The organism is Silvania confinis, assembly GCF_025564085.1.
GTDB classification, from domain to species: domain Bacteria; phylum Pseudomonadota; class Gammaproteobacteria; order Enterobacterales; family Enterobacteriaceae; genus Enterobacter; species Enterobacter confinis.
Window position 1 is genome coordinate 1,126,524 of sequence record NZ_JAMGZJ010000078.1, and the last position, 26,709, is coordinate 1,153,232.

The following is a 26,709-nucleotide window of genomic DNA, read 5'->3' on the forward strand; positions in this document are numbered from 1 at the left end:
TGCCGCACGGGCACAATGCGTAAAGCAACGCGTGTTGATAATTCCTGTGTCTGCATGCCTGGTTTCATGATCGTATAATAAACAAAGAAAATAATTGATTGTTGAAGCTTTCTGACCCGTCATTTTGCAGGTCATGTCATCGGTATATCTTTAATTAAAGTCGTTATTTCAAATTTTGCCTAGCCGGTGATAGCGGTTACACCCGCTATCACCGCGATAATTAGTTATTCTTCGCGAGCTGTATCACGACTTTGCCGAAGTTTTTCCCTTCCAGCAAGCCAATCAGCGATGAAGGCGCGCTTTCCAGTCCGTCAATTAATTGCTCGCGATAATGGATCTGGCCCGCTTTTACCCAGCCGCCCATCTCCTGCTGGAACTCAGCGATGCGATGTCCGTAATCCTGGCCGATGATAAAGCCCTGCATACGGATGCGTTTTTTCAGCAGCGTGCCCATCAGCAACGGTAACCGGTCAGGTCCGTCCGGCAGCGAAGTGGCGTTATAGCCGCTGACCAGACCGCACACCGGCACGCGCGCCGAGGTATTAAGCAGTGGCAGCACGGCATCAAAGACTTTGCCGCCGACATTTTCATAATAGACGTCGATGCCTGCCGGGCAGGCTTGCGCCAGCTGGTCGGCGAAATCAATGGCGTGGTGATCGATACACTGGTCAAAGCCCAGCGTCTCGGTGGCATAGCGGCATTTTTCCGCGCCACCGGCAACGCCCACTACCCGGCAGCCTTTCAGCTTGCCAATCTGTCCGACGGTGGCACCCACCGGGCCGGTTGCGGCCGCGACCACCAGCGTTTCACCCGCTTTCGGCTGACCGATGTCCAGCAGGCCCATGTAAGCGGTAAAGCCCGGCATGCCCATAATGCCCAACGCCCAGGACGGGTGCTCGGGATCCGAGCCCAGTTTGACCAGCCCGCTGCCGTCAGAAACATCGTAGTCCTGCCAGCCGCTGTAGCCCAGCACCCACTCGCCGGGAGCAAAGTCAGGATGATTAGATTGTTCGACACGGCTGACCGTTCCGCCAACCATCACCGCGCCAATCTCGACCGGCGGGGAGTAAGACGGGGCATCGCTCATGCGGCCGCGCATATACGGGTCCAGCGACAGATAGACGGTGCGCAGCAGAATCTGCCCTTCACCGAGACCAGGAACGGGGGATTCTTCTAAACGGAAATTCTCGGCGACAGGTGCGCCATGGGGACGGGAAGCCAAAACCCAACGGCGGTTCAATGTGGAAGGCTGACTCATACATCACTCCTGATTATACAAATGACCTTAGAGATTAGCTGCATATCCTTCAGCCCGCATTGTCATTACGCGCCGGATTGATTCAGCCGCACCACCATATAGACGCAGGGTTCACGGCTTTCATTGATAAAACGGCAGTCATTGGGTGGCCCCAGCTCCAGGCAGTCCCCGGCGCGCATTTCATGGCGGGTATCCCCTTCCTGAAACACCAGCTCGCCTGACTGGAGCCAGATCAGCTGACGCGCCAGCGCGTACGATGAGGCGGGCATTGGCACGTCGCTACCGGCTGGCAGTTCAACCTGGACCAAGTCGATAGGCAGATCGCTACGCGGTGAGACATGACGGCGCAGGTAGTGGGTCTGCGGATCGCGCCACACCGGCTGGCTGGCAAAGCGCAACAGCTTGCCCTCCTGCAGTTCTGCACGGGCGATCAATGTGGACATGCTGATGCCAAACGCCCCGGAAAGTCGAGCCAACAGCGACGCCGTCGGGCTGCTTTCCGCTCGTTCAATTTTGTGGATCATCGCCCGCGAAACGCCCGCCCGTTCGGCGAGTTCGCTCAGCGACCAGCCGCGGGATTCACGTTCGAGGCGGATGCGGGCGCTGATCCGCTGATTGATGTTGTCTGGCATAGTATTCATGGCGTAATACTATAGTGTAAAAAAGGGATTTCAACGCGGTTTTTCATAACAAAAAGATATGGCTTATGCCATAGCGTTGCGGATATCACCCTGTGTAATATTGTGACGATATGTACTACTATAGTGAACAACACACCTCGAGGATCCTTCATGATTATCCGTCACGCCTGCAAAGAAGATTGCGCCGCCATCGGCGCAATCTATAACCACGCGGTCCTGCATACCGCCGCTATCTGGAACGACAAGACTGTCGATACCGATAACCGCATCGCGTGGTTCGAAGCCCGTCAGTTGGCCGGTTATCCGGTGCTGGTGTGCACCGAAGATGACGTCGTAACCGGCTACGCCTCGTTTGGCGACTGGCGCGCGTTCGACGGTTTTCGCCATACGGTAGAGCACTCGGTGTACGTCCACCCGGATCATCAGGGCAAAGGCATTGGCCGCGCACTGATGAAAGCGCTGATTGGCGAAGCGAAGCGCATCGGTAAGCACGTGATGGTGGCGGGCATTGAAGCGCAGAACAGCGCCTCTGTTCATCTGCATGAGACGCTGGGTTTTGTTACCACCGGGCAGATGCCGCAGGTCGGCACCAAGTTTGGTCGTTGGCTGGACCTGACCTTTATGCAGCTGCAGCTCGACGAACGCAGCGAGCCGGATAATATTGGATGAATCAGTCGCTGACGCTGGTGTTTCTGGTTGCCGCAGGCATTGGTCTGGTGGTGCAGAACACGCTGATGGTGCGCATCACCCAAAGCTCAAGCACCATCCTGATTGCCATGCTGCTCAACTCGCTGGTAGGCATCGTGCTGTTTGTGTCGATCCTGCTGGTGAAACACGGCGTCGCCGGGTTCAGCGAGCTGGTGCATGCGGTGTGCTGGTGGACCTTAATCCCCGGCCTGCTGGGGTCGTTTTTTGTTTTTGCCAGCATCAGTGGCTATCAGGTTGTCGGGGCGGCGACGACTATTGCGGTGTTGGTCGCCAGCCAGTTGATTGGCGGCCTGGTGATGGACGTGGTGCGTAGCCAGGGCGTTCCCCTGCGGGCGCTGATTGGCCCGATCTGCGGGGCCGTCATGCTGGTGGTAGGCGCCTGGCTCGTCGCCAGGCGCCAGTTCTGAACTCAGAGGATCATGCCGCCTTTGGTCAGGCTATCATGACGGGCTTCCTGATCTTCTTTATAGTGTTTCCCGTGATGAGCAATGGTGTTGCGCAGTCGCTGCTGCTGGGTGTAACGATCCTCGCGACTTAACGCGGTATCTTCACTTAATTCGATCAGCAGTTCATTCATATGAATGATTACGCTCTCTTCTACCGCCGCATCAACGCGGGCGATAACCTCGTCTAAATGTGACATTGTCACTCCTTGTGAGTTTTGCCCGGCGGCTTCGGTTTTCACCCTCTCCCTGTGGGAGAGGGCCGGGGTGAGGGCATCAGGCCGCAAGGCTGTTAATTCAATTTCGTTTTCGAGAAATCGCTGCCCATCAGGCTGACACTATACCCGCTGACGTTGCTGCGGGTTGCATAGAATGTTTTGCCGTTGGCCAGCGCAATCCACGGCGCCTGCTGATAGAAAATTTCCTGCGCCTGGCCGTACAGCTTGGTTCGGGCTGCCGGGTCGCTGGTCAGCTTGGCTTTTTCGACCAGATCGTTGTACCCCTTGTCGCACCAGCGGGCGGCATTGGAGCCGGTTTTAATGCTGTTGCAGCCCAGCAGTACATCGGCAAAGTTATCCGGGTCGCCGTTATCGGACATCCAGCCAAACAGGGCGCTGTCGTGCTCGCCTTTACGCATCCCGGACAGGTATTCGCCCCACTCGTAGGAGACGATTTTCGCCTTGATGCCCACTTTGGCCCAGTCGTTCTGGATCATCTCGGCGATGCGGCGTGAATTCGGGTTGTACGGACGCTGCACCGGCATCGACCACAACGTCACTTCTGCGCCCTGCTCCAGCCCCGCCTGCTTCAGCAGCGCTTTGGCTTTTTCGGGATCGTAGCCGTAGTCCTTCAGGTCTTTGTTAAAGCCCATCATGTTTGGCGGGATCGGCGATTTTGCCACCGTACCGGAACCCATAAACACCGCATTAACGATCGCCGTTTTATCGGTGGCATAGTTCAGCGCCTGACGCACCAGCACGTTATCAAACGGTTTTTTCTCGGTGTTAAACGCCAGATAACCGACGTTCAGCGCATCGACCGAGTGCAGAGTCAGATCTTTGTTTTTCTTGATCACCTCGAACTGCACCGGCGACGGCGCAGGGATAATCTGGCATTCGTTGGTTTGCAGTTTCGCCAGACGGGTTTCGACGTTCGGGGTGATGGCAAAAATCAGGTGCTTGATCGCCACTTCGCCGTCCCAGTAGTTGGGGTTGGCCAGATAGCGGATCTGCGAATCGACTTTATACTGCTGGAGCACGTAAGGCCCGGTGCCAATCGGCCAGGTATCGACGTTCTCCGGGGTGCCTTTTTTCAGCATCGCATCGGCATATTCCGCCGACAGAATCGAGGCGAAATCCATCCCCCAGTCGGCGAGGAATGCGGCATTCGGTTCGCTCAGGACAAACTGAACGTGGGTATCATCGACCTTCTTCACTTCCTGAATCAGTTTATCCAGGCCAACGTCGTTAAAATATTCGTACTGTCCCTGAGAGACGTTGTGATACGGATGCTTAGGGTCTTTCTGACGCAGCACCGAGAAAATAACGTCATCGGCATTAAAATCGCGGGTCGGCTTAAAGAATTTATTGCTGTTGAACTTCACCCCTTTACGCAGCGCAAAGGTATAGGTTTTGCCATCCGGGGAGATGGTCCAGGATTCTGCCAGCGACGGCACCGGGGTGTTTTTCACCGGGTCGAAGTTAATCAGGCGGTTATACAGTACCTGCGAACTGGCGACAAAACTCGGGCCGGAGCTGGCGATCTGCGGGTTGAAGGACTCCGGAGACGCTTCTGAACAGTAGACCAGCGTGTCGTTATTGGCCGCCCATGCGGCGCTTGCCGGTAACAGCGCGGTTAACACCAGCGCGAGAAGTGTTTTCCCTGTAGACATCGTTATTACCCTTTCGGATTTATTATAGTGAACCGTAATAACAGCACAGCACTTCTCTGCTGGCAAATAACGAAAACCTCTCAGGTTATTCTAAAGCAGTTATTTTCGCTGGTTTTCCCGCCAATACCCGGAGAGTGATTTGTCTTAAGTGCCATTCTGCGTCAAGCACTTTCCTGCATCTCAATGGCGTAAGAAATCGCCCCTTTTGCCGTCTCTTCTGCCGTTTGCTTGCGTGGCGACTGCGTAAAGTAGACGCGTGAAGAAGTCTATGGGACCAAATCGTGGCAAAAACTCTTTTACGCAGCGGTAAACTGGATGATTTTCAGGCCGTTGGCGGCGGCGGACAGGCCGTTTTCGAATCAGCATTACAAATCCGTGAAGCACTGCGCCTGCGCAAACAACAGTCTATCGTCGAAAGTCTGGCGATCCCGCAGGTCAACGATGAAGGCGACCGGGTGGACTGGTATGCGCCGACAGAAGGCACCGTCACCAGTTGGAAAGCCGCCGATGAAGATGCGCGCTTTCGGGCGCTGCGCCTGCTGGAAAGCACCCTGTCCAGCGTCGAGTCGCTGAGTAAGAAGTCGCTCCAGTCGCCAAAAACCGCGCAGCAGCTGTTTGGTTCCCTGCTGTCAAAAGCCTTCCAGTTCCCCGGTGAAAACTTCCTGTTTCTGGTGGATGGCAAGCCGGTTATCACCTTCTGGGGCTTCGTTAACCTCAATGAAAACGCCCGCGACGATGTCCTCGACTGCCTGCGCGAGTCCCTGCGCCCGGTGGTGGTGCCTGCGCCTGTCGAAGAGCCCGAGCCTGAGTCGCTGCCAGAAATCGTGTTTGAAAAAGCCGACGAGCCGCTGATCGCCGCTCCTGCCACGGTGAATATTACCCCTGACAATCTGTACACTGCGCAGCCCGCGCCGGTGGTTATCGCCAAAGAGCCCGAGCCAGAACCGACCCCAGCGCCAGCCGTCGCGGTTAAAAAGCGCCGCTTCCCGCTGTGGCCGCTGCCGGTAGCGGCGGTTGTGGTAGCGGCCGTTGCCGCGCCGCTGCTGTGGCAAAAGCAGGTGCCGATTGTCGAACCGGTTAAGGTTGCAGTCGCAGCGCCTGCGCCTGTGGCTATCGCCCCTCAACCGGTTGCCGCCGTCGAACCGTTGGCGATGAATTTACCCCTGCACCAGGCCGAAGTGCGTGCCGTAAAAGCCGCCGAGCCGGTTCCGGCTGAACCGGTGGTGATTACCGCCATCCCGAAAGAAGCGATGGTGATGGAAGCCGGCCAGGTGAAATCCGGCTCGACGCGCTTCCTCAACGGCAGCTGGCGGGTGATGCTGGATGTGACCGACCCAATCACCGGCAAGCCGCCTTCACTGCGCTACCAGATCCAGAATAATAAAGGCGTGGCCCGCGTCGTGCATGGCGACAACATTGTCTGCCGCACCGAGATTTTCTCCGGTCTGCACAGCAACGGCGAGCTGATGATTAAAACCCGCGGCAATGCCCGCTGCAGCGACGGCTCGCGCTACCCGATGCCAGAAATCACCTGCAAAGCCGGCACCAATGATGTGGCGGAATGCAGCGCGCGCTACGACGCCAAAACGGTGGTTCCATTGACTTTCAGGAAGGCAGGTGCGTGATCCTATGCTGGTAAACCTTTGCGACTACAAACAGAGCGTCACGCTGATTGCCAATAGCGGCGTGCAGTTTCTTGATTTTGGCCTGACCCCGCAGGATTCTGCCCAGAATGGGCGCTTTGTGCGTAAAACTGCCAACGGCCCGCTGCTGCGTCTGGATTACGATCTGGTCAATGGCCGCTATACCCTGCCTTCCCCGGCGGGTGGACAGCCGGAAGTGGTAAAACCCGAAAGTACTATCCCGCTGCAGCAGTCGCTGGCAGTGCTGGATGGCGTGTGGCTGCCGATTCCGTTTTTACGCTTTAACCCGCCGCGCACCTTTGTCGAAGGCCCGGATAACTGGGCGCGGGTGCAGATCCGCAAGCTGGATACCCCGGACAGCGCCGGGAACAGCCACCGCGTTACCCTGGCGCTCGATAGCCAGATTGCCGCCCATGCCACCAGCATCTTGTCACCGGTGGAGAACGACATTCTCAACGGCACCCGCTTTGCGCTGGCCTGGCGCGATGACGAAGTGGCGAGTTTCCTCGATCAGACGTGGATTGACGGCTGGCTGCGTGAAGCCTTTACCCACTACGCTTCCGGGGTGGAAAACCGCGCCGACCGCGAGCTCCAGCTGGCGATGCGCAACTTCGAGTATCAGGCACACTGGCTCAACGTGCTGGCGCTGCTGGGCGAACAGCTCACCGTGCCAGAAGTGAAATTTGTCACCCACACCCTTAGCACCCCGGCAATCCCGGTGGATCTGATCCTCGATGTCGGCAATACCCATACCTGCGGCGTGATCATTGAAGATCATGGCGACGCCAACGATGGCCTGCGCCAGACTGCCGAACTGCAGGTGCGCTCGTTAAGCGAACCGCAGTTCCTGAATGAGCCATTATTTACCAGCCGACTGGAGTTTTCTGAAGCCCGTTTTGGCAAGCAGCACTTCTCGGTCGAGAGCGGACGCGAAGACGCCTTTGTCTGGCCGTCTATCGTCCGCGTCGGTGACGAAGCGCGGAAGCTGGCCACCCAGCGTCTGGGCACCGAAGGCAACAGCGGCATCTCCAGCCCACGCCGTTATCTGTGGGATGAAACGCCGGTGGTGCAGGACTGGCGCTTTAGCCAGATGAATGCCAAAACCCAGCGCGAACCGCTGGCCACCGCCTTCCCGCTGATGAACCTGATGAACGATGACGGGCAGCCGCTGTTCACCCTGCCGCAGGATGAGCGTCTGCCGGTCTTTTCGCCGCAGTACAGCCGCAGCACCCTGATGACCCACATGCTGTGCGAGCTGTTGGCGCAGGCGCTGGGGCAGATCAACAGCGTGGCAACCCGGTTGCGTCTGGGCTTTCCGGCTTCGCCGCGTCAGCTGCGTACCCTGATCCTGACCCTGCCGTCGGCAATGCCGAAGCAGGAGCGCGAGATCTTCCGCCGCCGGATGTTCGAAGCCATCGCCATCGTCTGGAAAGCGATGGGCTGGCACCCGCAGGATGACGACTTCTCCAGCCGTAAGCAGCAGGAAAAGAGCGTAGTCCCGGTGCCGGAGATCCAGATGGAGTGGGATGAAGCCAGCTGCGGCCAGCTGGTATGGCTGTATAACGAAGCAATCTCTCATTACGGCGGCCAGACGGAAGCCTTTTTCGCCGCCCTCGCCCGCCCGGATCGCGAGCCCGAGCCTGGCTGTCTGCCGGGGCGCGCCCTGCGCGTGGCCTCTGTCGATATCGGCGGCGGCACCACTGATATGGCGATCACCCATTATCAGCTGGACGACGGCTCCGGCAGCAACGTCAAAATCACCCCGCAGCTGCTGTTCCGCGAAGGCTTTAAGGTCGCGGGTGATGACACCCTGCTGGACATCATCCAGCGCTACGTACTGCCTGCGCTGCAAACCCAGCTACAAAAATCCGGTATTGCCGACGCCTCGCAGCTGATGGCCTCGCTGTTTGGCGATTCCGGCCGCATCGACACCCAGGCGGTGCTGCGTCAGCAGACGGCGTTACAGCTGTTTATGCCGATTGGGCACGCGATCCTCGCCGCATGGGAAGCCAGCGATATCGACGATCCGCTCGACGGATTGCACGCCAGCTTTGGCGATCTGCTGACCCGCAAGCCGACCCGCAACGTGATGAACTACCTGCAGCAGGCCATCGAACACGCGCTGCCTGCGGGCTCTGAGGCATTCGATCTGTTTGCCGTGCCGCTGCACGTCAACTTCCGCGAAATGCAGGATGCGATGCTGGCGGGACACTTTACGCTGGCGGCCCCGCTACATGCGGTGGCCGAAGCCATTTCCCACTACAGTTGCGATATTCTGCTGATTACCGGGCGTCCGGGCTGTCTGCCTGGCGTTCAGGCGCTGATCCGCCATCTGCAGCCGGTACCGGTCAGCCGAATGGTATGGCTGGATAAATACCGCGTGCACGAGTGGTATCCGTTCAGCCAGCAGGGCCGGATCGGCAACCCGAAATCGACAGCGGCCGTGGGCGCGATGCTCTGCAGCCTGGCGCTGGATCTGCGCCTGCCGCGCTTTAACTTTAAGGCGGCAGATATCGGCGCGTATTCCACGGTGCGCTATTTAGGCGTGCTGGATAATACGGTCAACACCCTGCGCGACGAGAACGTCTGGTATCAGGACATCGACCTCGACAAACCGGGGGCCAAACTGGACACCCGCCTGCACTTCCCGCTGCGCGGCAGCGTGACGCTGGGGTTCCGTCAGTTGGCAAATGCCCGCTGGCCTGCAACCCCGCTCTACACCCTGAGTATTAACTCGGCCGAGCTGGCAAAATCCATCGCCGGGGACGGGGTGCTGAACGTACGCCTGCAGCTGCGCGGGGGGAACAAGCATGAAGGTCCTGAAGCCTTCGAGCTCAGCGATGCCTGGCTCCAGGACGGTACGCCGGTCCCGGCTGATGCCCTGACGTTTAAACTGAATACCCTGGCCGATCGCCGTCATAGCGGCAGCCACTACTGGATCGACAGCGGGAGCGTATACCTGAAATGACAGCCACGACGACCACCACCCAGGCCTTGATCGGGTGGATCAACGCGACGCGCCAGCACGCACCGATTCTGGATAATGACGCCGATGCGCTGCTGGCCCGGCTGGCGGCAGCACAAGCCCGCGAGGGCGCCCTCGACCGTGCTCTGAGTGCAGGCAGTTCCATCGGGCTGTACGGCTATTCTCAGGCGGCGAAAGCCCACCTGCTCGCCACCCTGTGCGGCAGTGGCAACAGCCGGATGAACGTGATTATCGGCCAGCGGACCTTCGACTACTTTTCGCATATTAACCCAGGCCACGCGCTGACCAATATGGCGCTGCGCTTTAGCCCGAACGCGACAGACGCCACCGACGACGCATTTCCGCTGCGCCTGAGCCTGCTGACCGAAGCCGAACTGGTACAGGTGTTTCTGGCCCAGGCGACCGTCCCGGCAGTGGATAAAGCCGTTATCGAGGCGCGCGTGGAGAAATGGCGCGCCCTGCGCCAGTCCCAGAGCGTACCGGGGATCACCGCCGCTGACGTGGGAACGATCGCCAACTTTTGGCGCGATACGGTTCCTTCTTCTGCCCAGCAGATGGACGATGCCCTGTGGCACCAGTTCGCCCTGCTGCTGCCGTCGCTGGATCTGAGCACCCGCGCAAGCTGTTGGTCGCTGTTATGGGGCGAGCAGCAGGAGCTGACCCAACAGTGGCTGAAGCTGGCGCATATTCTGCATCAGACCAGCCATGCCCGGCAGCTTGCCGCACCGCTGAGCCTGCTGGTCGATAATTTTGGTCTGCCGACCGAAGGCTTCCTGACCCGGGGCGATATTGTCCTGCAGGATGTGCAACAGGCCGTGCTGCATCCGCTGCACAACGGCGAACTGCTCAACGCCATCAGCATTCCGCTGGACGTGCTGGCGCTGCTGACCCGCGAGCTGGTGCTGCCCGTTGAAAGCGCGGCGCTGGATCGGGTAGATATCATTGATATCCCCGCCCCGTCGGCGCAGCCGGATCTCCCGCTGGCGCAGGCCAAACAGCAGTGGTTGCTGGAACACTATCGTCAGCAGCTGCAGCCCGACGTACTGGTGCTGTGCAACGCCACCGCCCACCATAATCAAACGGCGAAGACGGCAAAAACGCTGCTGAACTGGGTGAAAGAGACCCAGCCAGGCGACGACGCCGCCCTGCCGGGGCTGGTGTGGGCGATCACGCCGCAGGATGCACGCTTTACCACTCGCACCAACCTTGATGAAGCTGTGCAACAGCTGCTCGGCAAGCCGGGCCAACGCTGGGGCACCCTGCAGGCGCTGGACAACAGCAGTATGCAGCGGGTGATCGAATGGCTGTCTCAGGCCACGCTTTCGACCCAGCGCCAGACGCGCCTGACGGCGTTACGCCGGGCACATCAGCGCGAACTGCGCCAACTGATGCAGGGGTATCTGGCCCCGTTCACACAAGACCCCACCGCCCAGCGCAGTACCGCCGAGGGCATGGTGCGCGCGTTACAAGGCAGCGCCGCCCGACACGGCGAGCTGCTCGAAGGCTTGCTGCCGCCGCTGAGCGCGTTTGAAACCTTACTTACCGTGCAGCAGCCGCGCGAAGAACAGGTGAACGGACTGTTTACCGAGAGCATTGATCTGTTTGCCGACAGCGCACAGGACAGCGGCGAGCGCTGGCAGCCGAAAGACAAAGCGCGTCTGGCCCATAGCGTGTGGCTCAACCACCTGCGCCAGTGGGGCCGCGACGACGCCATCGCCGGTCGTCTGGGGCTGGAGAGTGCCGTGCTGCAGCACATTGCTGATGTGCTGATCGTCAGCAGCTATCGCCTGAATCTGCCCGCACAGTTGAAAAAGATCGTCGATGCCGACAAAAGCAGTGCTTCCCAGCTGCATGCTGCGCTCGGTAACTTTGTCGGCTGGGTCGGCTATGCAGATGTACCTGCCGCCGCGCGCCCCGCCAGCCGGATCCGCAAGGGCCAGCCGGTGTTTGTCACCCCTGCGGTCAACAGCAGCGCACCACGCTTAACCCGTCTGGGCGAGCAGCCGGTGCACGCTGCTACGGCGTATGTCTATGACTGGCTGGTGGCGCTGTACACCCAGGCTATCGAGAATATTGGCTACCAGCATCCGCATGATGTGACGCTGGAGGACAGGCAGCGTCTGAAAGCGATTCTGCAGTAAACCCTTTTGCGGCCCGCCTTCTCGCGGGCCGTTACTTCCGCTGAATGCAGTCTGACAGTGCCTTCGCCAGCGCCGAGGGGTTCTCCCAGGACATGGCGTGCCCGGCATCGGGGATGATTTTTACCGCTATCCCCTGCTGGCGCATTTCGTCCACGTCGGAATCGGGCAGGGAAAGTTCACCGAAAATCAGCCACACCGGATAAGGTAATTGCAGAAAACGTATGTTCCAGCTGGGCTGCACGCCTGCAACCAGACTCGTTGCACCGCGCCAGACCGCCCAGGGGACATTGCTCTGCAGTGATCCTTTCCAGGGTGAAGTTTCCGCTTCCAACATTGCCTGATAACCGGTACCAACAAAATCATCCTCCGGCTGGGCAGCGATATCCCGGCTAAATGCACCTCCTCCGGCATGGAAATTGGGTTCTGAAACGATCAGGCCCAACAGACGGCTACCGGCTAACTCTGCCGCTTCGATAGCGATGCTGCCGCCCATGCTGTGCCCGTACAACCAGAAAGACTGGATCGCCAGATGATCGAGTAACTCGATCACGACCTGCGCCTGAGCAGAAGTCTGATAGCTGTATGAGGCGGGCTTATCGCTGTAGCCGCTGCCGGGGAGATCGAGAAGAATGGCCCGGCGGCGGCCGAACTGAGGATCGCAGACAATGAGAGGGTATTCGTAAGAAGAGGCACAGCCGAGGCCATGGATAAACACCAGCGGTTCACCGTGTCCGGGCAATTCCTGCCAGCGCACCGTGCAGCGGGCCTGTTGCGAATAAAAACTGTTCATAAGCACTCCTTTTCAGATGACTGTGTATTTATACAGTTCATCGTACAGGAATGCTATCGCCGGATATTAAAACGTGAAGGTGTCTTCAGAAAAGCGAGATCAGCAGCGCAACCGGGAAGCTCATCGGCCAGGTTGAGCCAATCAGGAAGGCGCTAAGAAAGCGGATGCGTTTGCGATCTTTGGTCAGGAACCAGGTAATGAGGGCGCAGATAGCCGCCATGACGGCGTAAAAAACCAGCATATTTTGGTACAACGTCATTCCACTCACCCCATCCGTCAACAATAACCGCGCGCAATATGCGGCAAATGTTGATATGGATCAAGTTTTTTTGTCACACATTATCCACAGTTTTTTCAAGGTAATAACGGGTGGGTATGACTGACTACACCTTTATTGCCGCTAACCTCCCTGCCATAAAAAGGGCCGCCAGCAGCGACCCTGTTTCCCGCACTATTTTTTCACCGGCTGAGGCTTCTTGTTGCCCGAGTCGGGAACTTTACGCGATTTGTCTTTATCGACATTGAGCATGGTTTGCTCCTTTCGTGACCCTCGGAATAAGTAAGTATAGACCACCTGAGAAGTACCACTTTAAAGTCGCATTTTAAATGCATTTTTTGACAAATTCTGATTGTCGATTCGTGCTGTAATACCCGCAGTTTTCATAAGGAGGACGTTATGTTGCGTATTCCGCAAAGTTGTATTCATACCCGCTCCACCCCGTTCTGGAACAAATCCACCGCCCCTGCGGGTCTTTTTAAACGCCATCTTGATACCGGCACCCGGCCGGGCGTGTATCCGCGTCTGACGGTGATGCAGGGCACCGTGCGCTATCTGGGTTACGCCGATGATTCGTCACCTGAGCCAGACAGCATTCTGGTGATTGAAGCCGGGCATTTTGGCGTTTTCCCGCCTGAACGCTGGCATCACATTGAGGTGGTGTCCGACGATGCCCTGTTCAATATCGACTTTTTCGTTGAACCCGACGTACTGAAATCTCGCTGAGCGCCAATGTGCTCATAAGGAACTGGCAATGTTACACATTCCTGCCAATTTTATGCTGACCCGTGCGACCCCATTCTGGAACAAAGAGACCGCGCCAAAGGCCCTTTTAACGCTGCACAGCGCCAAAGACGGCGTCTATGGTCGTCTGTCGGTAATGCAAGGCGCGGTGAAATGTGTCGGTTTTCCTGACCCAACCGCCAGCGAACCCGACAGGGAGCAGGTGATCGAGGCCGGAACCTTCGGCATCTCCCCGCCGCAAATGTGGCAGCGCATCGAACTGCTGACTGACGACACTTATTTTAATATCGACTTTTTCGCCGACCCTGAGGTTCCGCTGAGCGGCGCAGGCCTGGGGAAAGTGGTTAATACACATAAGGAGTAACATGATGGGCAAAGCAACCTATACCGTCACCGTGACCAATAACAGCAATGGCGTGTCGGTGGACTACGAGACAGACGCCCCAATGGAGTTGATGATCCCGGATGTGGCCGCAGAGGTGATTAAAGACCTGGTGAATACCGTGCGCGCGTATGACACGGAAAATGAGCACCAGGTGTGCGGCTGGTGATCGCTCGCCGCGAGGTGCTGTCTGTTACATTTTGAGCAGTTCCAGCACCGTCTGCGGCACCTGATTGGCTATTTTCAACGCGGCGTTCTGGCTCTGCTCCAGGATCTGCGCCCGCGCAAGCTGGCTCGCCTCGATGGCGTAGTCAGCATCCTGAATGCGGCTGCGGGCAGTCTGCAGCGAAATGCTCTGCTGCGACAGCACCGCTTTATGGGATTCGAAGCGGTTCATCATCGCCCCATACTGTGTGCGGTAGCCGCTCACTGTCTCCAGCGCCGCATCTAACAGCCCCATACTCTGACTGGCACCCGTCGCCGTGAGCACGCTGGTGTTTTCCAGCTTCAGCGTTTTTAAATCCGTCGGCGTCGGTTCAATCGTGACCGATTGCATCTCTTCGCCAAAGTTAGCGCTGGTGACCACCTCTAAAGGCCGACTTTGCTTTGGCGGAACGGTAGGGGTAATGGTGGGCGTCGGCAGCGTGCCCCAGGTAATATTGCTGGTAAAGGAACCACTGCCCACAACCATCACCAGCAGATCCTCGGTGACGGTATCCAGGGTGATACGCTCGATGCGGTTCGAGCCGTTGGCACCGTCGTTCCAGGCACCGGAGGCTTTATCTTCATACCGATCGCCATCACCGCTGTAGGTCATGGTCATGCCGTTATAGTTCAGCACTTCACCGTTGTAATCCCAGGCGTCGCCACCGTCATTCAGCTGCGAACCGTCATATACCGCCCCGCTGCTGAACCCGTTTTTGGCGGTGAGCAAAGAAGCGGTGGCTTTGGCGTCGCTGTTAATACCGCGACTGACCCAGGTATAATCTGCCTCCGCGCCGGACAGGGGCGTGCCCAGCAGATGTTTCCCGTCGCGGGTAAATATCTGCAGATCGTCATCCAGACCGAGCGAATCAATGGTAATGGTGATATTGGTTGATCCAGCCGGAATATAGGCCAGGGGAATAACGCCGGAACTAAACGAATAATCGGTACCGGCCACCGGGAATTTACTGTTTAACGGCGCAACGTCACCCACTAATAAGGGTGGCAATACCGGGTTATCGGTTGCCAGCGGATATTGCCCGAAGATCTCAGTCTGCTCGGAGACCTGGGCAATCGTCGCCAGAATCTGCTGATATTCGTTATTGATACTGATCCGGTCCGATTCAGATAACGTGCCGTTCCCGACCTGGATCGCCAGCGTTTTGGCCCTGATCAGCAGTGAGCCGATGTCGCTCAGGCTCCCTTCTGCCGTCTGCGCCAGACTGATCGCATCATCCAGCCCGCGAGTAATTACGCTGTCGGCATTAATGTTGGCGAGCATCCGGTTAGCAATCGCCTGCCCGGCCGCGTCATCTTTCGCGCTGTTAATGCGCAATCCTGATGAGAGGCGTTCGATGGTTTGAGACAGCATTGAACTGTTGGCTTTTCGGGACTTAAGCGAGAGCCCGGCAACCTCGTTATGATTAATTGCAAGCATGAGTAATGGCGTCGTTAATCTGGTCTGATTACTTTATCGACCGGCAGACGATTTTGTTTAGGGAATAATCGCCAAAAGTAGACGATATATTCTTAGCGGGGAATTTTGCGGCCAGCCGGTTAAATAGAGTGTCCTGAGAAATATATTTAACCGGCGGCCGCACAGGATCAGTGTTTAATCATAACGTGACGCACCACGGTGTAATCTTCCAGGCTGTACGACGACATATCTTTGCCGTAGCCTGACAGCTTCATCCCGCCGTGCGGCATTTCGCTGACCAGCATAAAGTGGGTGTTGACCCAGGTGCAGCCATACTGCAAGCGCGCGCTGACCCGGTGCGCGCGGCCCACGCCCTGCGTCCAGACCGACGATGCCAGCCCGTAGTGAGAATCGTTGGCCCAGGCCAGCACCTGGGCTTCATCGTCAAATTCAGTGACACTCACCACCGGGCCGAACACCTCCCGCTGGACGATGGCATCCTCCTGTTTCGCACCTGCCAGCAGCGTGGGCTGGAAGTAGTACCCGCCCCCGTCATGCTTGTTGCCGCCGGTGACCACCTGGATATGCGCCAGCGCTTTCGCCTCGTCCACTGCGTTAGACACCCTGTCGAGATGCGCCTGCGAGCTTAGCGGCCCAAGCTCGGTGCTGTCGTCATCCGGCGCACCGATTTTCAGGCTGGCGACCGCCGCACCCAGTTTTTCGACCAGCGCCGCATAAATGCCCTTCTGCGCGTAGATCCGACAGGCGGCGGTACAGTCTTGCCCGGCGTTATAGAAGCCGAAGGTACGCACACCCTCCACCACCGCATCGAGGTCGGCATCGTCAAAGACAATCACCGGAGCTTTGCCGCCCAACTCCATGTGGGTGCGCTTAATCGACGACGCGGTATGCCCGATAATGTGTTCCCCGGTGGCGATGGAGCCGGTGAGCGACACCATCCGCACCTTTTCATGTCCGGTCAGCGGATCGCCGACGGTTTTACCGCGCCCAAACAGCACGTTCAGCACCCCGGCAGGAAAAATGTCTTGCGCCAGTTCGGCCAGCTTAAGGGTGGTCAGAGGCGTGATTTCCGACGGTTTGATCACCACGCAGTTGCCGGCGGCCAGCGCCGGGCCCAGCTTCCACGCCGCCATCATCAGCGGATAGTTCCACGGGGCGATGGAGGCCACCACACCCACCGGGTCACGGCGGATCATCGAGGTGTGGCCCTCGAGATACTCACCCGCCGCCAGCCCGTGCAGGCTGCGCGCGGCCCCGGCAAAGAAGCGAAACACATCGGCAACCGCCGGGAGTTCGTCCCCCAGCACGCAGTGCAGCGGTTTGCCACAGTTCTGCGACTCCAGCCGTGCCAGGGTGTCGGCGTTTTCGTCTATCACATCCGCCAGCCTGAGCAGGCACTCGGCGCGGGTTTTCGGCGTCGACTGTCCCCAGCTGGCAAAAGCCTGGTCGGCGGCCTGAACGGCAGCATCCACCTGTGCGGCTGTGGCCTCGGCGATCTCCAGAATGACTTCGCCGGTTGCCGGGTTGTACACCGGCTGCTTTTCGCCTTCGCCCTTGACCAGTTCACCATTAATCAGCAGTTGAGTTTGCATAGTATTGTCCTGTTGAAATCAACGTTATTTCCCGCTGTCAGCATTGCTGTCGCCTTCGCGGGTTAGCCACCAGGCCCCCAGAATAGGAATGGTCGTCACCAGCATCACCAGCAGCGCCACCACGTTCGTCACCGGCACATCGCGCGGGCGGCCGAGCTGATTTAACAGCCACAGCGGCAAGGTGCGCTCATGTCCGGCAGTAAAGGTCGTTACGATGATCTCATCGAACGAGAGCGCAAATGCCAGCATCCCCCCGGCCAGCAGGGCGGATCCCAGATTGGGCAGCACCACAAAGCGGAAGGTTTGCCAGCCGTTGGCACCGAGATCCATGGATGCCTCCACCAGGCTCCACGAGGTGCGCCGGAAGCGGGCAATCACGTTATTGAACACCACCACCACGCAGAAGGTGGCGTGACCGAGAATAATGGTGAAAAAGCCCGGCTCCAGATTGATGGTTTTAAATGCCGTCAGCAGCGCCAGGCCGGTGATGATCCCCGGCAGCGCAATCGGCAAAATCAGCATCAGCGAAATGACGTTTTTGCCAAAGAACTCACGCCGCCACAGGGCCGCAGCCGCCAGGGTACCCAATACCAGCGCAATCACCGTCGACAGCGCGGCGATTTTCAGTGACAACGTCACCGATTCAATGATGTCACTGCGCGTCGCCGCGATGCTGAACCACTTGAGGGTCAGCCCCTGCGGCGGAAAGCTGAAGGCAGCGTCCTCGGTATTAAAAGCATAGATGGCAATGATCAGCAGCGGGAAGTGGAGAAAGATCACCCCACCCCAGGTGGCTATTTTTAGAAACAACGGTGCGCGTTCAGAGTGCATCAAACGCTCCCAGGCGCTTCACGAACGCCAGATAAATCGTGATCAGAACAATCGGCACCAGCGTAAAGGCCGCCGCCATGGGCATATTGCCCACCGCCCCCTGTTGGGAGTAAACCATCTGTCCGATGAAGTAGCCCGGCGGGCCAATCAGCTGCGGCACAATAAAGTCGCCCAACGTCAGGGAGAAGGTGAAGATCGACCCCGCCGCAATCCCCGGTATCGCCAGCGGCAAAACTACGTAGCGGAAGGTCTGACGCGGCCGGGCACCGAGGTCCGCTGAGGCCTGCAGCAGCGACGGCGGCAAACGTTCCAGCGCCGCCTGCACCGGCAGGATCATAAACGGCAGCCAGATATAGACGAACACCAGGAAACGCCCCAGCCCGGAGGTCGACAGCGTGCTGCCACCGACGCCGGGCACCGTCATCAGTGCGGTCAGCAGCGGTTCCAGCCTCATCGCCTCCAGAAACCACTGCGCCACCCCGCCTTTCGCCAGCAGCAGCGTCCAGGCATAGGCTTTGACGATATAGCTGGCCCACATCGGCAGCATCACCGCAATATAGAAGAAGGCTTTCCATTTCCCGCGGGTATAGCGCGCCATATACCACGCCATCGGAAAAGCCAGAATCGCGCTGCCGATCGTGACGGCAATCGCCATCGTCAGGGTGCGCAAGATGATGTCGTAATTGGCGGGTTGAAACAGCGCCCGGATGTTGGCCAGCGTCAGGTCCGGCGTCACCGCCATCGTGAAGTCGTCGAAGGTGTAGAACCCCTGCCACAGGAGGGTCAGCAGCGATCCCAGATAGACGATACCAAACCACATCAGCGGGCCAAGCAGCAGCAGGAACAGTCCCAACGACGGGCGACGCCAGAACAGCGCCGACAGGCGCCCCGACAGCCCGTGCGAGGCCGGTGGAGGAGATACGCTCACGTCCATCTCACCTCTCCTCATGCAGTGGTACCATCGCCTCTCGCGCCCACGACGCGGTGACCAGTTGCCCATTCTCAACGCCTGTAGCGATCGCCGAGCCGCTGATATTTGGCTGACTCACCAGCAGCTTTTCGCCTTCGGCCAGGCGTAGCTCGAAGCGTGTGGCGGCCCCCTGGAACTGTACCGCCTGCACCCGGCCCTGCACCTGGATTTCGCCGTTCTCGTTCAGGCGGATATGTTCCGGGCGCAGCGAATAGCTTCCCGACATGCCGCAGACGCGGCGGGCCAGGGCGTCGGTAAAGACGTTCGAGGTGCCAACGAAGCTGGCGACAAACGGGGTGCGCGGGCGCAGATACAGTTCGCGCGGGGTGTCCACCTGCTCGATTCGCCCGTTGTTAAACACCGCCACCCGATCCGACATCGACAGCGCTTCGCCCTGATCGTGGGTGACGAAAATAAAGGTGATGCCCAGCTCCTGCTGCAGTTTTTTCAGCTCAAACTGCATCTGCTCGCGCAATTTAAGATCGAGCGCGCCGAGCGGTTCATCCAGCAGCAGCACCCGGGGTTGATTCACCAGCGCGCGGGCGATCGCCACCCGCTGCCGTTGACCGCCCGACAGCTGAGAAGGTCGGCGCGTTTCGGCAAAGCTCAGGTCGACGCGTGCCAGCGCCTCGCGGGCCTGCGCCTGGCGGGTGGATTTATTGATCCCCTTCACCATCAGCCCGTAGGCGACGTTCTCCAGAATCGACATGTGCGGAAACAGCGCGTAATCCTGAAACACGGTATTGACGTCGCGCTCCCAGGGCGGCAACGCGCTCGCGTCTTTACCAAAGATGGCGATCGCACCGCCGCTCAGCTGTTCGAAGCCGGCAATCAGCCGCAGGCAGGTGGTTTTGCCGGAGCCCGAAGGCCCCAGCATGGAGAAAAACTCGCCGTCGTGAATCTGAATTGTGACCCCATCCACCGCACGCACGTCGCCATACAGGCGGGAGACATCGTTAAATTCTACTGCGTACGTCATAGCCCGCTCCCTGCGCTAGCGACCACCCATGATGGCGATATAGTCCTGAACCCAGCGGTTATACGGAACATATTTTCCGCCGTTGGCGATGGGAGTTTTCCAGAACATGATTTTATCGAAGTAGGTGTAGCCGTTGGTTTCGCAGCCTTTCTCGCCCAGCAGCGTGCTGGCTTTACACCCTTCCGGCACCACCGGTAGCGAGCCGAACCACGCGGCCAGATCGCCCTGCACTTTTGGCGTCAGAGACCAGTTCATCCACTTATAGGCGCAGACTGGATGTTTAGCGTCGGTATGCAGCATGGTGGTATCCGCCCAGCCGGTGACCCCCTCTTTCGGGAACACGGTGGCAATCGGCTGGTTCTCCGCTTTCAGGGCGTTGGCCTGGTACGGCCAGGCGCTGGAGGCCACCACGCCTTCGTTTTTGAAGTCACTCATCTGGACGGTGGTGTCGTGCCAGTAGCGGTGGATCAGCGCATGCTGATCTTTCAGCACTTTCACCACCGCCGCGTACTGGGCTTCCGTCAGCTGATACGGGTCGGTGATCCCCAGTGCCGGCTGGGTGGCTTTGACGAACAGCGCGGCATCAGCAATGTAGATCGGGCCATCGTAGGCCTGCACGCGCCCTTTGTTGGTTTTTCCGTCCGGAAGATTTTGTTCTTTGAATACGACAGCCCAGCTATCAGGCGGGGTTGGGAAGGTTTTGGTGTTGTACATCAGCAGGTTTGGCCCCCACTGATACGGCGTGCCGTAGACTTTGCCGTCCACGTTAAACCATTCGCCGTTGACCATTCGTGGATCGATAGTTTTCCACGCCGGGATAAGCGCCGTGTTAATCGGCTGCACGCGCTTGCCCATGATTAACCGCAGGGAGGCATCGCCCGAGGCGGTCACCAGATCGTAACCGCCCTTCGCCATCAGGCTGACCATCTCATCCGAGGTCGCGGCGGTTTTGACGTTGACCGCACAGCCGGTCTCTTTTTCAAACTGGCTGACCCAGTCGTAATTTTTATCGGTCTGGCCGCGCTCGATATACCCCGGCCAGGCAATGATATCCAGCCGCCCTTCTGCTTTACCCAGTTCTTTTGGAGGCTCCGCCGCCTGCGCAGTCAAAATAGTCATACTGAGCGCACACAGACTGCTACGGGCAAATTTTTTGCTCATACCTTTTACTCCTGTCGCAATGAAGTCTGACGGCGGCCGTGCCGGTAGAATATCTCCCTCATTAAACGTAGACCGCGTAAATGCGGCGCACCCGGCAGGTACTGGAATTTTCATCAGGTTGTGACCGGGGGCGCATTACCCGTTAACTGGATTATAGACAAGGAGTTAGCGCAGGCGGGCGATATGCATATTTCCTATGAACGCAATAATAAAAACGCCGCAAATAGCGTGCGGCGTTATTAAGAGAATCAGAATGTTTATTCAGCGGCGAACTTACGGCGCGGGTTAATACGCTTTGTGTTGGTTTAACATCTCGCTAATTATTGCTGCCAGCTGGGCCACCGCCTGCTCCTCACGCTCTCCCCAGGCCCAGGAGGTATTAAAGCGAAAAAACGGCGTCCAGGTGTCGGAGGTGGAGAACATTTTTCCTGGCGCAATGCTGATGTGATGCGCCAGCGCCCGGGCGCTAAGCTCTCCGGCATCCAGCGGCGCGGGCAGCTCCAGCCATAAGAAATAACCGCTGTCGCTGTGGTGGATTGTCACCTCGGCGGGCATGTGGCGCAGCAGTGCTTGCCACGCCTGCTGCTTGCGTTCGGCCAGCGTGCGGCGTAAGCGCCTGAGGTGCGCGTCGTAGCGTTTGGTGGCGAGATAATCCACCAGCGCCAGCTGCATCGGCGAACTGGTGGATAAGGTGCTCATCAGCTGCAGTTGCTGGATACGACGGGCATGTTTCCCGGCGGCCACCCAGCCGATGCGGAATCCGGCGACCAGGCATTTCGAAAATGAAGAGCAGTGCAAGGTCATATCCGCGCGATCCCAGGCTTTCGCCGGGAGCGGTTTTTCGCGGCCGTAATAGAGCTCGCTGTAGACGTCATCCTCAATCAGGGTGACGTTATGCTTCGTCAGCAAGGCGATCAGCTGCGCTTTTTTATCGGCGCTGAGGGTAAAGCCCAGCGGGTTTTGACCGTTGGTCATCAGCCAGCAGGCCTTAACCGGGTAGTCGTTCAGCGCCTGCGCCAGCGCCGTCAGGTCGATGCCTTCACGCACGTCGGTGGCCACCGACAGCGCTTTCAGTTTGAGCCGCTCAAGTGCCTGCAGCGCACCGTAAAAACAGGGGTTTTCGACAATCACCCAGTCGCCCGGTTCAGTCACCGCCTGCAGGCTGAGGTTCAGCGCTTCGAGCGCACCGGCGGTAATGACGATTTCATCCGGGGAGATATTCATCCCCTGCTGGGCATAGCGGCGGGCAATGGCGTGGCGCAAGTCGACGTTGCCCGGCGGCAGGCTTTCGATCACGCTCATCGCGGTGGCGGTTTTGCTGACGTTTGCCAGCGAGCGGTTGAGCTGCTGCAACGGGAACAGGCGTGGATCGGGAAAGGCCGAGGCAAACGGCACCACCGAGGGATCGCGGCTGGCCTGGAGCACGTCGAAGATATAGGTGTTGATGTCTACCGCTTCATCACGCATGACCTGCGCAGGCGGCATGGGTTGTTGCCCGTTTGGCGGCGCGGCAACGTAATAACCCGACTGTGGACGCGCCACAATACGCCCCTGACTCTCAAGCATCTGATACGCATGACCCACGGTCATAAAGCTCATGCCACTGCTGCTGACTTGCTCGCGCAGAGAGGGAAGCTTATCGCCGGGTTGCCAGACGCCAAGTTCGATCTGCGAAATGATTTGCTGCGCCAGGCGCTGGTATTTTTTCATCGGGTTCTCCTTGCTGCTCAACATAGTATATCAGCAGGAGAAAAAAGGCAGGATTAATGAACTGTTATAGGTTTAAGAAAAGATCAACAGGCGTGACGGCGCCTGATGGATTACTTACGCAGGGCAAACGGAACCTGCATAGCGTGCTGCAACGCAGCTAAATGGTCGAAGGTGATCATCGACGACTTGCAGAAAATGCACTTCGCGCCGAGTGGATTCTTTTCAGACACGTCAAATGCTGAAGTACGGTATTGCGAGCCATGACAGCACGGGCAACGAAAATGGATGTTAGAACTCATGTAAATCTCCTGAACGTAAAAAACGTCAAATGCTAATTGGGCCTTAAAGGCGATAGTGGTCTGAGACAAAACTAATCAGAGCGTTCAGAACGTAAAGAAAAGACCCAAGAGAGGCTGCGGAGAGGCACAACGTGTTGAGAAATGCTTTAAGAGACGGCGACAGATATTTTTTTGATTTCAAACCGAGGAATCATTAACGCACGCTATAAAAAAGGATGCAAGGGCTTTTATGCAGAAAAATCATAAAGGCACTGTTTTTATAACCTGTGGCCGCGTAACGGGGACCGGTAAAATCACCAATATCTATATAACACCATGATTTATAATATTTATTTATGGCACATTTTGAATGGTTTTTATTGAAGAATCCGTGTTTGATACTGCCAGATTTTTACCCTCACAGTTTAATCACAGCTACACCCTGATTAATAAACACTCAACACTGCGAAGAATAGTATGAAACCAATGGCCCACTTAGGGATATGGTTAGGCCAATTAGCCCTGTTGTGCATTGTTTATTCTCTGCTCTGCGTCTGGATGCCTGACGTTTATTTATACGATATTTACACCGATAAATTTGGATTTCTGACCGAAGTTGAATGGTATGACCGTTACATTTTCGCCTTATCAGTATTGTCTCTGCTGTTAACTACCCTTCTCATCTGGCTTATCGCGCGTTATATGTACTGTCGTAAATGCAATTAATCTTGCGGGGCGTACAGTCCCGCAACCCTATAACAGCACAATAAAACAACCACTTTTCATAAACTGTTATACATAAATTCCCCTTTTCTGTCTCTGATACTCTGCGTCCGGTCTCTTTACCATAACAGCCACAACGATTGACCTTGAGGTTGTGCATGTTTGGTTTAGATGCGTTTCATCTGGCGAGGATCCAGTTTGCGTTTACTGTCTCCTTCCACATTATTTTTCCGGCGATCACCATTGGCCTCGCCAGCTATCTGGCGGTGCTGGAGGGGCTATGGCTGAAAAGCAAAAACCCCGTCTGGCGCTCGCTGTATCATTTCTGGTCGAAGATTTTCGCCGTCAACTTTGGTATGGGCGTGGTCTCCGGGCTGGTAATGGCTTATCAGTTCGGCACCAACTGGAGCGGTTTTTCCCAGTTTGCGGGCAGTATTACCGGCCCGCTTCTCACCTATGAAGTGCTGACCGCCTTCTTCCTTGAAGCCGGTTTTCTGGGCGTGATGCTATTTGGCTGGAACAAAGTCGGGCCCGGCCTGCACTTCTTCGCTACCTGCATGGTGGCGCTGGGCACCCTCATCTCTACTTTCTGGATCCTTGCGTCGAACAGCTGGATGCACACCCCGCAGGGCTATGAGATCGTTAACGGCGTAGTGGTGCCAGTGGATTGGTTTGCAGTGGTGTTTAACCCCTCCTTCCCGTATCGCCTGCTGCACATGTCGATAGCGGCGTTCCTCAGCAGCGCACTGTTTGTCGCCGCCTCGGGCGCCTGGCATCTGCTGCGCGGCAACAATACGCCTGCCATTCGCCATATGTTCTCAATGGCGCTGTGGATGCTGCTTATCGTTGCTCCCATTCAGGCTATGGTCGGGGATATGCACGGCCTGAATACCCTCAAATATCAGCCTGCCAAGATTGCCGCCATTGAAGGACACTGGGAAAACGTGCCGGGTGAACCGACGCCGCTGCTGCTGTTTGGCTGGCCGGATATGGAGCAGGAGCGCACAAAATACGGGCTGGAGATCCCGGCGCTCGGCAGCCTGATCCTCACTCACAGCCTCGACAAGCAGGTCCCGGCTCTGAAGGAGTTCGCGAAGGAAGACCGGCCGAACTCGACGATGGTCTTCTGGTCGTTCCGCATTATGGCCGGACTGGGCATGCTGATGCTGATGCTCGGTGCGGTGGCTCTGTGGCTGCGCTACAAGCAGCGGCTGTACCACTCCCGCCCCTTCCTGTGGTTTGCCCTGCTGATGGGGCCGTCCGGGCTGATTGCGATCCTCGCCGGGTGGGTCACCACCGAAGTGGGTCGCCAGCCGTGGATCGTGTACGGGTTACAGCGTACTAAAGACGCGGTTTCCGCGCATGGCGACCTGCATATGAGCGTCAGTCTGCTGGCCTTTTTCGTGGTGTACACCTCGGTATTTGGCGTCGGCTACAGCTACATGGTACGGCTGATCAAGAAAGGCCCGCAGGAAGATGAAAGCTTCCCAACAGAAAACGATGGTCGCCCGGCGCGTCCTCTCTCGGCTGTGACTTCTCAGGAGAAACCATAATGGGTATCGATCTCTCCCTTATCTGGTTTGTGATTATTGTCTTCGCCACCCTGATGTATATCGTGATGGACGGCTTCGACCTTGGGATTGGCATCCTGTTTCCCGCCATTCAGGATGCCGACGACCGGGATGTGATGGTCAACAGCGTCGCCCCGGTGTGGGACGGGAACGAAACCTGGCTGGTGCTGGGCGGTGCAGCGCTGTTTGGTGCGTTTCCGCTGGCCTATGCGGTGATCATCGATGCGCTGACGATCCCGCTGACCTTAATGCTGCTGGGGCTGATTTTTCGCGGAGTGGCGTTTGAGTTTCGCTTCAAAGCCACGCCAGCGCACCGTCCTTTCTGGGATAAAGCCTTTGTCGGCGGTTCCGTGCTGGCGACCTTCACTCAGGGCATCGTGGTCGGGGCAGTGATTAACGGCTTTGAGGTGACCGGCCGTGCGTACAGCGGCGGCGCCTTCGACTGGTTTACCCCGTTCAACCTGTTCTGCGGTCTGGGGCTGGTGATTGCCTACGCCTTTTTAGGCGCGACGTGGCTGGTAATGAAAAGCGAAAACCCGTTGCAGGTGCGGATGCGTCAGGCGTCAAAACGTCTGCTGCTGGCCCTGCTGGGGATTATCGCCGTCATTAGCCTGTGGACGCCGCTGGCCCAGCCAGCAATTGCCGCACGCTGGTTCAGCCTGCCAAACCTGTTCTTCCTGCTGCCGGTGCCGCTACTGGTTGTCGTCCTGAGTCTGTGGCAATGGCGAAGCCTGAACAATCCCAACAGCCATCATCTGCCGTTCATCCTGACCCTTGGGCTGGTGTTCCTTGGCTTTAGCGGGTTGGGGATCAGCATCTGGCCGCATATTATCCCGCCGTCGATCACCTTGTGGCAGGCCGCGGCCCCGCCGCAGAGCCAGGGCTTTATGCTGGTAGGCGCGCTGTTTATTATCCCGATCATTCTGGTGTACACGTTCTGGAGCTATTACGTGTTTCGCGGCAAAGTTCAGCCTGGGGAGGGCTATCACTGATGCAACACTCTGTCTGGAAACGCCTGATGTGGCTGGTGATTATCTGGGGTGGCAGCGTGCTGGCGCTGGCGCTGGTGGGTATGTTCTTCCGCGTGCTGATGACGGCGGCGGGGTTTAAATCGCACTGAGTATGAACTTATTGTCCTAAAGCGATTAAGAAATTTAAGGGAATAAATCGCTTTCAGCGGCTCCATGGCCCGCATGTTCCCCTCACCCTAGCCCTCTCCCATGTACAGACCGGGGACATGGTAAACAGGTGTTCGGGGACATGGTGAACACTTTTTAACACCCTTTACCCATGGTGATCGACTTTTTCTTCAGGTCGATCACCCCCACTTTCGTGCTGTACCACCACA

The 26,709-nt window shown here is 57.7% G+C and carries 25 protein-coding genes; 11 read left to right on the forward strand and 14 right to left on the reverse strand.

The annotated features are described in order from the left end of the window. Positions 1–220 precede the first annotated feature (220 nt). Positions 221–1,258 (reverse strand): NADP-dependent oxidoreductase, encoded by a 1,038-nt coding sequence (locus tag M8013_RS23355; protein ID WP_271270122.1) that lies wholly within the window; start codon positions 1,256–1,258, stop codon positions 221–223. Positions 1,259–1,323: 65 nt separating this feature from the next. Then, positions 1,324–1,899, reverse strand: coding sequence for a helix-turn-helix domain-containing protein (locus tag M8013_RS23360; RefSeq protein ID WP_271270123.1), 576 nt, complete (start codon positions 1,897–1,899; stop codon positions 1,324–1,326). 150 nt (positions 1,900–2,049) lie between these two features. Here M8013_RS23360 and M8013_RS23365 point away from each other — a divergent pair, with 150 nt between their 5' ends. Further along, positions 2,050–2,568: a GNAT family N-acetyltransferase gene (locus M8013_RS23365; protein ID WP_271270124.1), complete on the forward strand. Its 519-nt coding sequence runs from the start codon at positions 2,050–2,052 to the stop codon at positions 2,566–2,568. Beyond that, on the forward strand, positions 2,565–3,014 hold the full coding sequence (locus tag M8013_RS23370) for a DMT family transporter (RefSeq protein WP_271270125.1): 450 nt from the start codon (positions 2,565–2,567) through the stop codon (positions 3,012–3,014). Before M8013_RS23365 ends, M8013_RS23370 begins: the two co-directional genes overlap by 4 nt. Before the next feature lie 2 nt (positions 3,015–3,016). Here M8013_RS23370 and M8013_RS23375 read toward each other — a convergent pair whose 3' ends face one another. Both M8013_RS23375 and M8013_RS23380 read right to left on the reverse strand, forming a co-directional pair. Further along, a complete protein-coding gene (locus M8013_RS23375; protein ID WP_271270126.1) occupies positions 3,017–3,250 on the reverse strand; it encodes a DUF2526 family protein in 234 nt (77 codons plus the stop codon). Positions 3,251–3,342: 92 nt separating this feature from the next. Continuing rightward, positions 3,343–4,941: an ABC transporter substrate-binding protein gene (locus M8013_RS23380; RefSeq protein ID WP_271270127.1), complete on the reverse strand. Its 1,599-nt coding sequence runs from the start codon at positions 4,939–4,941 to the stop codon at positions 3,343–3,345. Between the two features lie 281 nt (positions 4,942–5,222). On the opposite strand from M8013_RS23380, the gene M8013_RS23385 reads away from it, so the two are divergent. The 3 genes from M8013_RS23385 to M8013_RS23395 are packed head-to-tail and all read left to right on the forward strand — an operon-like array spanning position 5,223 to position 11,711. After that, positions 5,223–6,566, forward strand: coding sequence for an SrfA family protein (locus M8013_RS23385; RefSeq protein ID WP_271270128.1), 1,344 nt, complete (start codon positions 5,223–5,225; stop codon positions 6,564–6,566). Positions 6,567–6,570: 4 nt separating this feature from the next. Then, positions 6,571–9,552, forward strand: coding sequence for a virulence factor SrfB (locus M8013_RS23390; RefSeq protein WP_271270189.1), 2,982 nt, complete (start codon positions 6,571–6,573; stop codon positions 9,550–9,552). Further along, the gene (locus tag M8013_RS23395; protein WP_271270129.1) at positions 9,549–11,711 is read left to right on the forward strand and encodes a virulence factor SrfC family protein; all 2,163 of its coding nucleotides are present in this window, start codon (positions 9,549–9,551) and stop codon (positions 11,709–11,711) included. The genes M8013_RS23390 and M8013_RS23395 overlap by 4 nt, the downstream gene beginning before the upstream one ends. A 31-nt stretch (positions 11,712–11,742) precedes the next feature. On the opposite strand, the gene M8013_RS23400 is transcribed toward M8013_RS23395, so the two are convergent. Together M8013_RS23400 and M8013_RS23405 are read right to left on the reverse strand one after the other, a co-directional pair. After that, positions 11,743–12,501 carry an alpha/beta fold hydrolase gene (locus tag M8013_RS23400; RefSeq protein ID WP_271270130.1) on the reverse strand — a complete coding sequence of 253 codons (759 nt, stop codon included), beginning with the start codon at positions 12,499–12,501 and terminating at the stop codon, positions 11,743–11,745. An 85-nt stretch (positions 12,502–12,586) separates the two neighbouring features. Next, positions 12,587–12,760 carry a GhoT/OrtT family toxin gene (locus tag M8013_RS23405; protein WP_271270131.1) on the reverse strand — a complete coding sequence of 58 codons (174 nt, stop codon included), beginning with the start codon at positions 12,758–12,760 and terminating at the stop codon, positions 12,587–12,589. A gap of 417 nt (positions 12,761–13,177) precedes the next feature. Between M8013_RS23405 and M8013_RS23410 the strand changes: the two genes are divergently transcribed. The 3 genes from M8013_RS23410 to M8013_RS23420 are packed head-to-tail and all read left to right on the forward strand — an operon-like array spanning position 13,178 to position 14,073. After that, entirely contained in the window at positions 13,178–13,504 is a 327-nt protein-coding gene (locus tag M8013_RS23410) for a TehB family protein (RefSeq protein WP_271270132.1), read from the forward strand. Positions 13,505–13,532: 28 nt separating this feature from the next. Then, positions 13,533–13,886 carry a TehB-like domain-containing protein gene (locus M8013_RS23415; protein ID WP_271270133.1) on the forward strand — a complete coding sequence of 118 codons (354 nt, stop codon included), beginning with the start codon at positions 13,533–13,535 and terminating at the stop codon, positions 13,884–13,886. Positions 13,887–13,890: 4 nt separating this feature from the next. Next, a complete protein-coding gene (locus M8013_RS23420) occupies positions 13,891–14,073 on the forward strand; it encodes a DUF1869 domain-containing protein (protein ID WP_271270190.1) in 183 nt (60 codons plus the stop codon). Positions 14,074–14,097: 24 nt separating this feature from the next. On the opposite strand, the gene M8013_RS23425 is transcribed toward M8013_RS23420, so the two are convergent. The 8 genes from M8013_RS23425 to ymcF form a co-directional block, all read right to left on the reverse strand. Then, positions 14,098–15,546 carry a flagellin N-terminal helical domain-containing protein gene (locus M8013_RS23425; RefSeq protein WP_271270134.1) on the reverse strand — a complete coding sequence of 483 codons (1,449 nt, stop codon included), beginning with the start codon at positions 15,544–15,546 and terminating at the stop codon, positions 14,098–14,100. A 167-nt stretch (positions 15,547–15,713) separates the two neighbouring features. Then, positions 15,714–17,138 (reverse strand): aminobutyraldehyde dehydrogenase, encoded by a 1,425-nt coding sequence (gene patD, locus M8013_RS23430; RefSeq protein WP_271270135.1) that lies wholly within the window; start codon positions 17,136–17,138, stop codon positions 15,714–15,716. Positions 17,139–17,162: 24 nt separating this feature from the next. Next, complete coding sequence (locus tag M8013_RS23435) at positions 17,163–17,969, reverse strand: ABC transporter permease (protein ID WP_271270136.1); 807 nt, start codon at positions 17,967–17,969, stop codon at positions 17,163–17,165. After that, the gene (locus tag M8013_RS23440) at positions 17,959–18,903 is read right to left on the reverse strand and encodes an ABC transporter permease (RefSeq protein ID WP_271270137.1); all 945 of its coding nucleotides are present in this window, start codon (positions 18,901–18,903) and stop codon (positions 17,959–17,961) included. Before M8013_RS23440 ends, M8013_RS23435 begins: the two co-directional genes overlap by 11 nt. 1 nt (position 18,904) lies before the next feature. Further along, entirely contained in the window at positions 18,905–19,918 is a 1,014-nt protein-coding gene (locus tag M8013_RS23445; protein ID WP_271270138.1) for an ABC transporter ATP-binding protein, read from the reverse strand. A gap of 15 nt (positions 19,919–19,933) precedes the next feature. Further along, the gene (gene ydcS / locus M8013_RS23450) at positions 19,934–21,079 is read right to left on the reverse strand and encodes a putative ABC transporter substrate-binding protein YdcS (RefSeq protein WP_271270139.1); all 1,146 of its coding nucleotides are present in this window, start codon (positions 21,077–21,079) and stop codon (positions 19,934–19,936) included. A gap of 285 nt (positions 21,080–21,364) precedes the next feature. Next, on the reverse strand, positions 21,365–22,789 hold the full coding sequence (locus M8013_RS23455; RefSeq protein WP_271270140.1) for an aminotransferase-like domain-containing protein: 1,425 nt from the start codon (positions 22,787–22,789) through the stop codon (positions 21,365–21,367). Between the two features lie 110 nt (positions 22,790–22,899). Continuing rightward, the gene (gene ymcF / locus M8013_RS23460; RefSeq protein WP_271270141.1) at positions 22,900–23,088 is read right to left on the reverse strand and encodes a cold shock small protein YmcF; all 189 of its coding nucleotides are present in this window, start codon (positions 23,086–23,088) and stop codon (positions 22,900–22,902) included. A gap of 860 nt (positions 23,089–23,948) precedes the next feature. Here ymcF and M8013_RS23465 point away from each other — a divergent pair. From M8013_RS23465 to M8013_RS23475, 3 genes are read left to right on the forward strand one after another with little or no spacing between them, the layout of a single operon-like run. Next, positions 23,949–25,343, forward strand: coding sequence for a cytochrome ubiquinol oxidase subunit I (locus M8013_RS23465; protein WP_271270142.1), 1,395 nt, complete (start codon positions 23,949–23,951; stop codon positions 25,341–25,343). Then, the gene (gene cydB / locus M8013_RS23470) at positions 25,343–26,353 is read left to right on the forward strand and encodes a cytochrome d ubiquinol oxidase subunit II (protein ID WP_271270143.1); all 1,011 of its coding nucleotides are present in this window, start codon (positions 25,343–25,345) and stop codon (positions 26,351–26,353) included. The genes M8013_RS23465 and cydB overlap by 1 nt, the downstream gene beginning before the upstream one ends. Continuing rightward, positions 26,353–26,481, forward strand: coding sequence for a DUF2474 domain-containing protein (locus M8013_RS23475; RefSeq protein WP_271270144.1), 129 nt, complete (start codon positions 26,353–26,355; stop codon positions 26,479–26,481). Before cydB ends, M8013_RS23475 begins: the two co-directional genes overlap by 1 nt. Positions 26,482–26,709 lie beyond the last annotated feature (228 nt).

Coding starts and splice junctions, on each gene's coding strand:
- M8013_RS23465 (WP_271270142.1), top strand. CDS start 23,949: ATGTTTGGTTTAGATGCGTTTCATCTGGCGAGGATCCAGTTTGCGTTT.
- M8013_RS23370 (WP_271270125.1), top strand. CDS start 2,565: ATGAATCAGTCGCTGACGCTGGTGTTTCTGGTTGCCGCAGGCATTGGT.
- M8013_RS23410 (WP_271270132.1), top strand. CDS start 13,178: ATGTTGCGTATTCCGCAAAGTTGTATTCATACCCGCTCCACCCCGTTC.
- M8013_RS23475 (WP_271270144.1), top strand. CDS start 26,353: ATGCAACACTCTGTCTGGAAACGCCTGATGTGGCTGGTGATTATCTGG.
- M8013_RS23455 (WP_271270140.1), bottom strand. CDS start 22,789: ATGAAAAAATACCAGCGCCTGGCGCAGCAAATCATTTCGCAGATCGAA.
- M8013_RS23400 (WP_271270130.1), bottom strand. CDS start 12,501: ATGAACAGTTTTTATTCGCAACAGGCCCGCTGCACGGTGCGCTGGCAG.
- M8013_RS23395 (WP_271270129.1), top strand. CDS start 9,549: ATGACAGCCACGACGACCACCACCCAGGCCTTGATCGGGTGGATCAAC.
- M8013_RS23375 (WP_271270126.1), bottom strand. CDS start 3,250: ATGTCACATTTAGACGAGGTTATCGCCCGCGTTGATGCGGCGGTAGAA.
- M8013_RS23365 (WP_271270124.1), top strand. CDS start 2,050: ATGATTATCCGTCACGCCTGCAAAGAAGATTGCGCCGCCATCGGCGCA.
- cydB (WP_271270143.1), top strand. CDS start 25,343: ATGGGTATCGATCTCTCCCTTATCTGGTTTGTGATTATTGTCTTCGCC.
- M8013_RS23390 (WP_271270189.1), top strand. CDS start 6,571: ATGCTGGTAAACCTTTGCGACTACAAACAGAGCGTCACGCTGATTGCC.
- M8013_RS23405 (WP_271270131.1), bottom strand. CDS start 12,760: ATGACGTTGTACCAAAATATGCTGGTTTTTTACGCCGTCATGGCGGCT.
- M8013_RS23355 (WP_271270122.1), bottom strand. CDS start 1,258: ATGAGTCAGCCTTCCACATTGAACCGCCGTTGGGTTTTGGCTTCCCGT.
- M8013_RS23440 (WP_271270137.1), bottom strand. CDS start 18,903: ATGGACGTGAGCGTATCTCCTCCACCGGCCTCGCACGGGCTGTCGGGG.
- ymcF (WP_271270141.1), bottom strand. CDS start 23,088: ATGAGTTCTAACATCCATTTTCGTTGCCCGTGCTGTCATGGCTCGCAA.
- ydcS (WP_271270139.1), bottom strand. CDS start 21,079: ATGAGCAAAAAATTTGCCCGTAGCAGTCTGTGTGCGCTCAGTATGACT.
- M8013_RS23415 (WP_271270133.1), top strand. CDS start 13,533: ATGTTACACATTCCTGCCAATTTTATGCTGACCCGTGCGACCCCATTC.
- M8013_RS23435 (WP_271270136.1), bottom strand. CDS start 17,969: ATGCACTCTGAACGCGCACCGTTGTTTCTAAAAATAGCCACCTGGGGT.
- M8013_RS23360 (WP_271270123.1), bottom strand. CDS start 1,899: ATGAATACTATGCCAGACAACATCAATCAGCGGATCAGCGCCCGCATC.
- patD (WP_271270135.1), bottom strand. CDS start 17,138: ATGCAAACTCAACTGCTGATTAATGGTGAACTGGTCAAGGGCGAAGGC.
- M8013_RS23445 (WP_271270138.1), bottom strand. CDS start 19,918: ATGACGTACGCAGTAGAATTTAACGATGTCTCCCGCCTGTATGGCGAC.
- M8013_RS23420 (WP_271270190.1), top strand. CDS start 13,891: ATGGGCAAAGCAACCTATACCGTCACCGTGACCAATAACAGCAATGGC.
- M8013_RS23425 (WP_271270134.1), bottom strand. CDS start 15,546: ATGCTTGCAATTAATCATAACGAGGTTGCCGGGCTCTCGCTTAAGTCC.
- M8013_RS23380 (WP_271270127.1), bottom strand. CDS start 4,941: ATGTCTACAGGGAAAACACTTCTCGCGCTGGTGTTAACCGCGCTGTTA.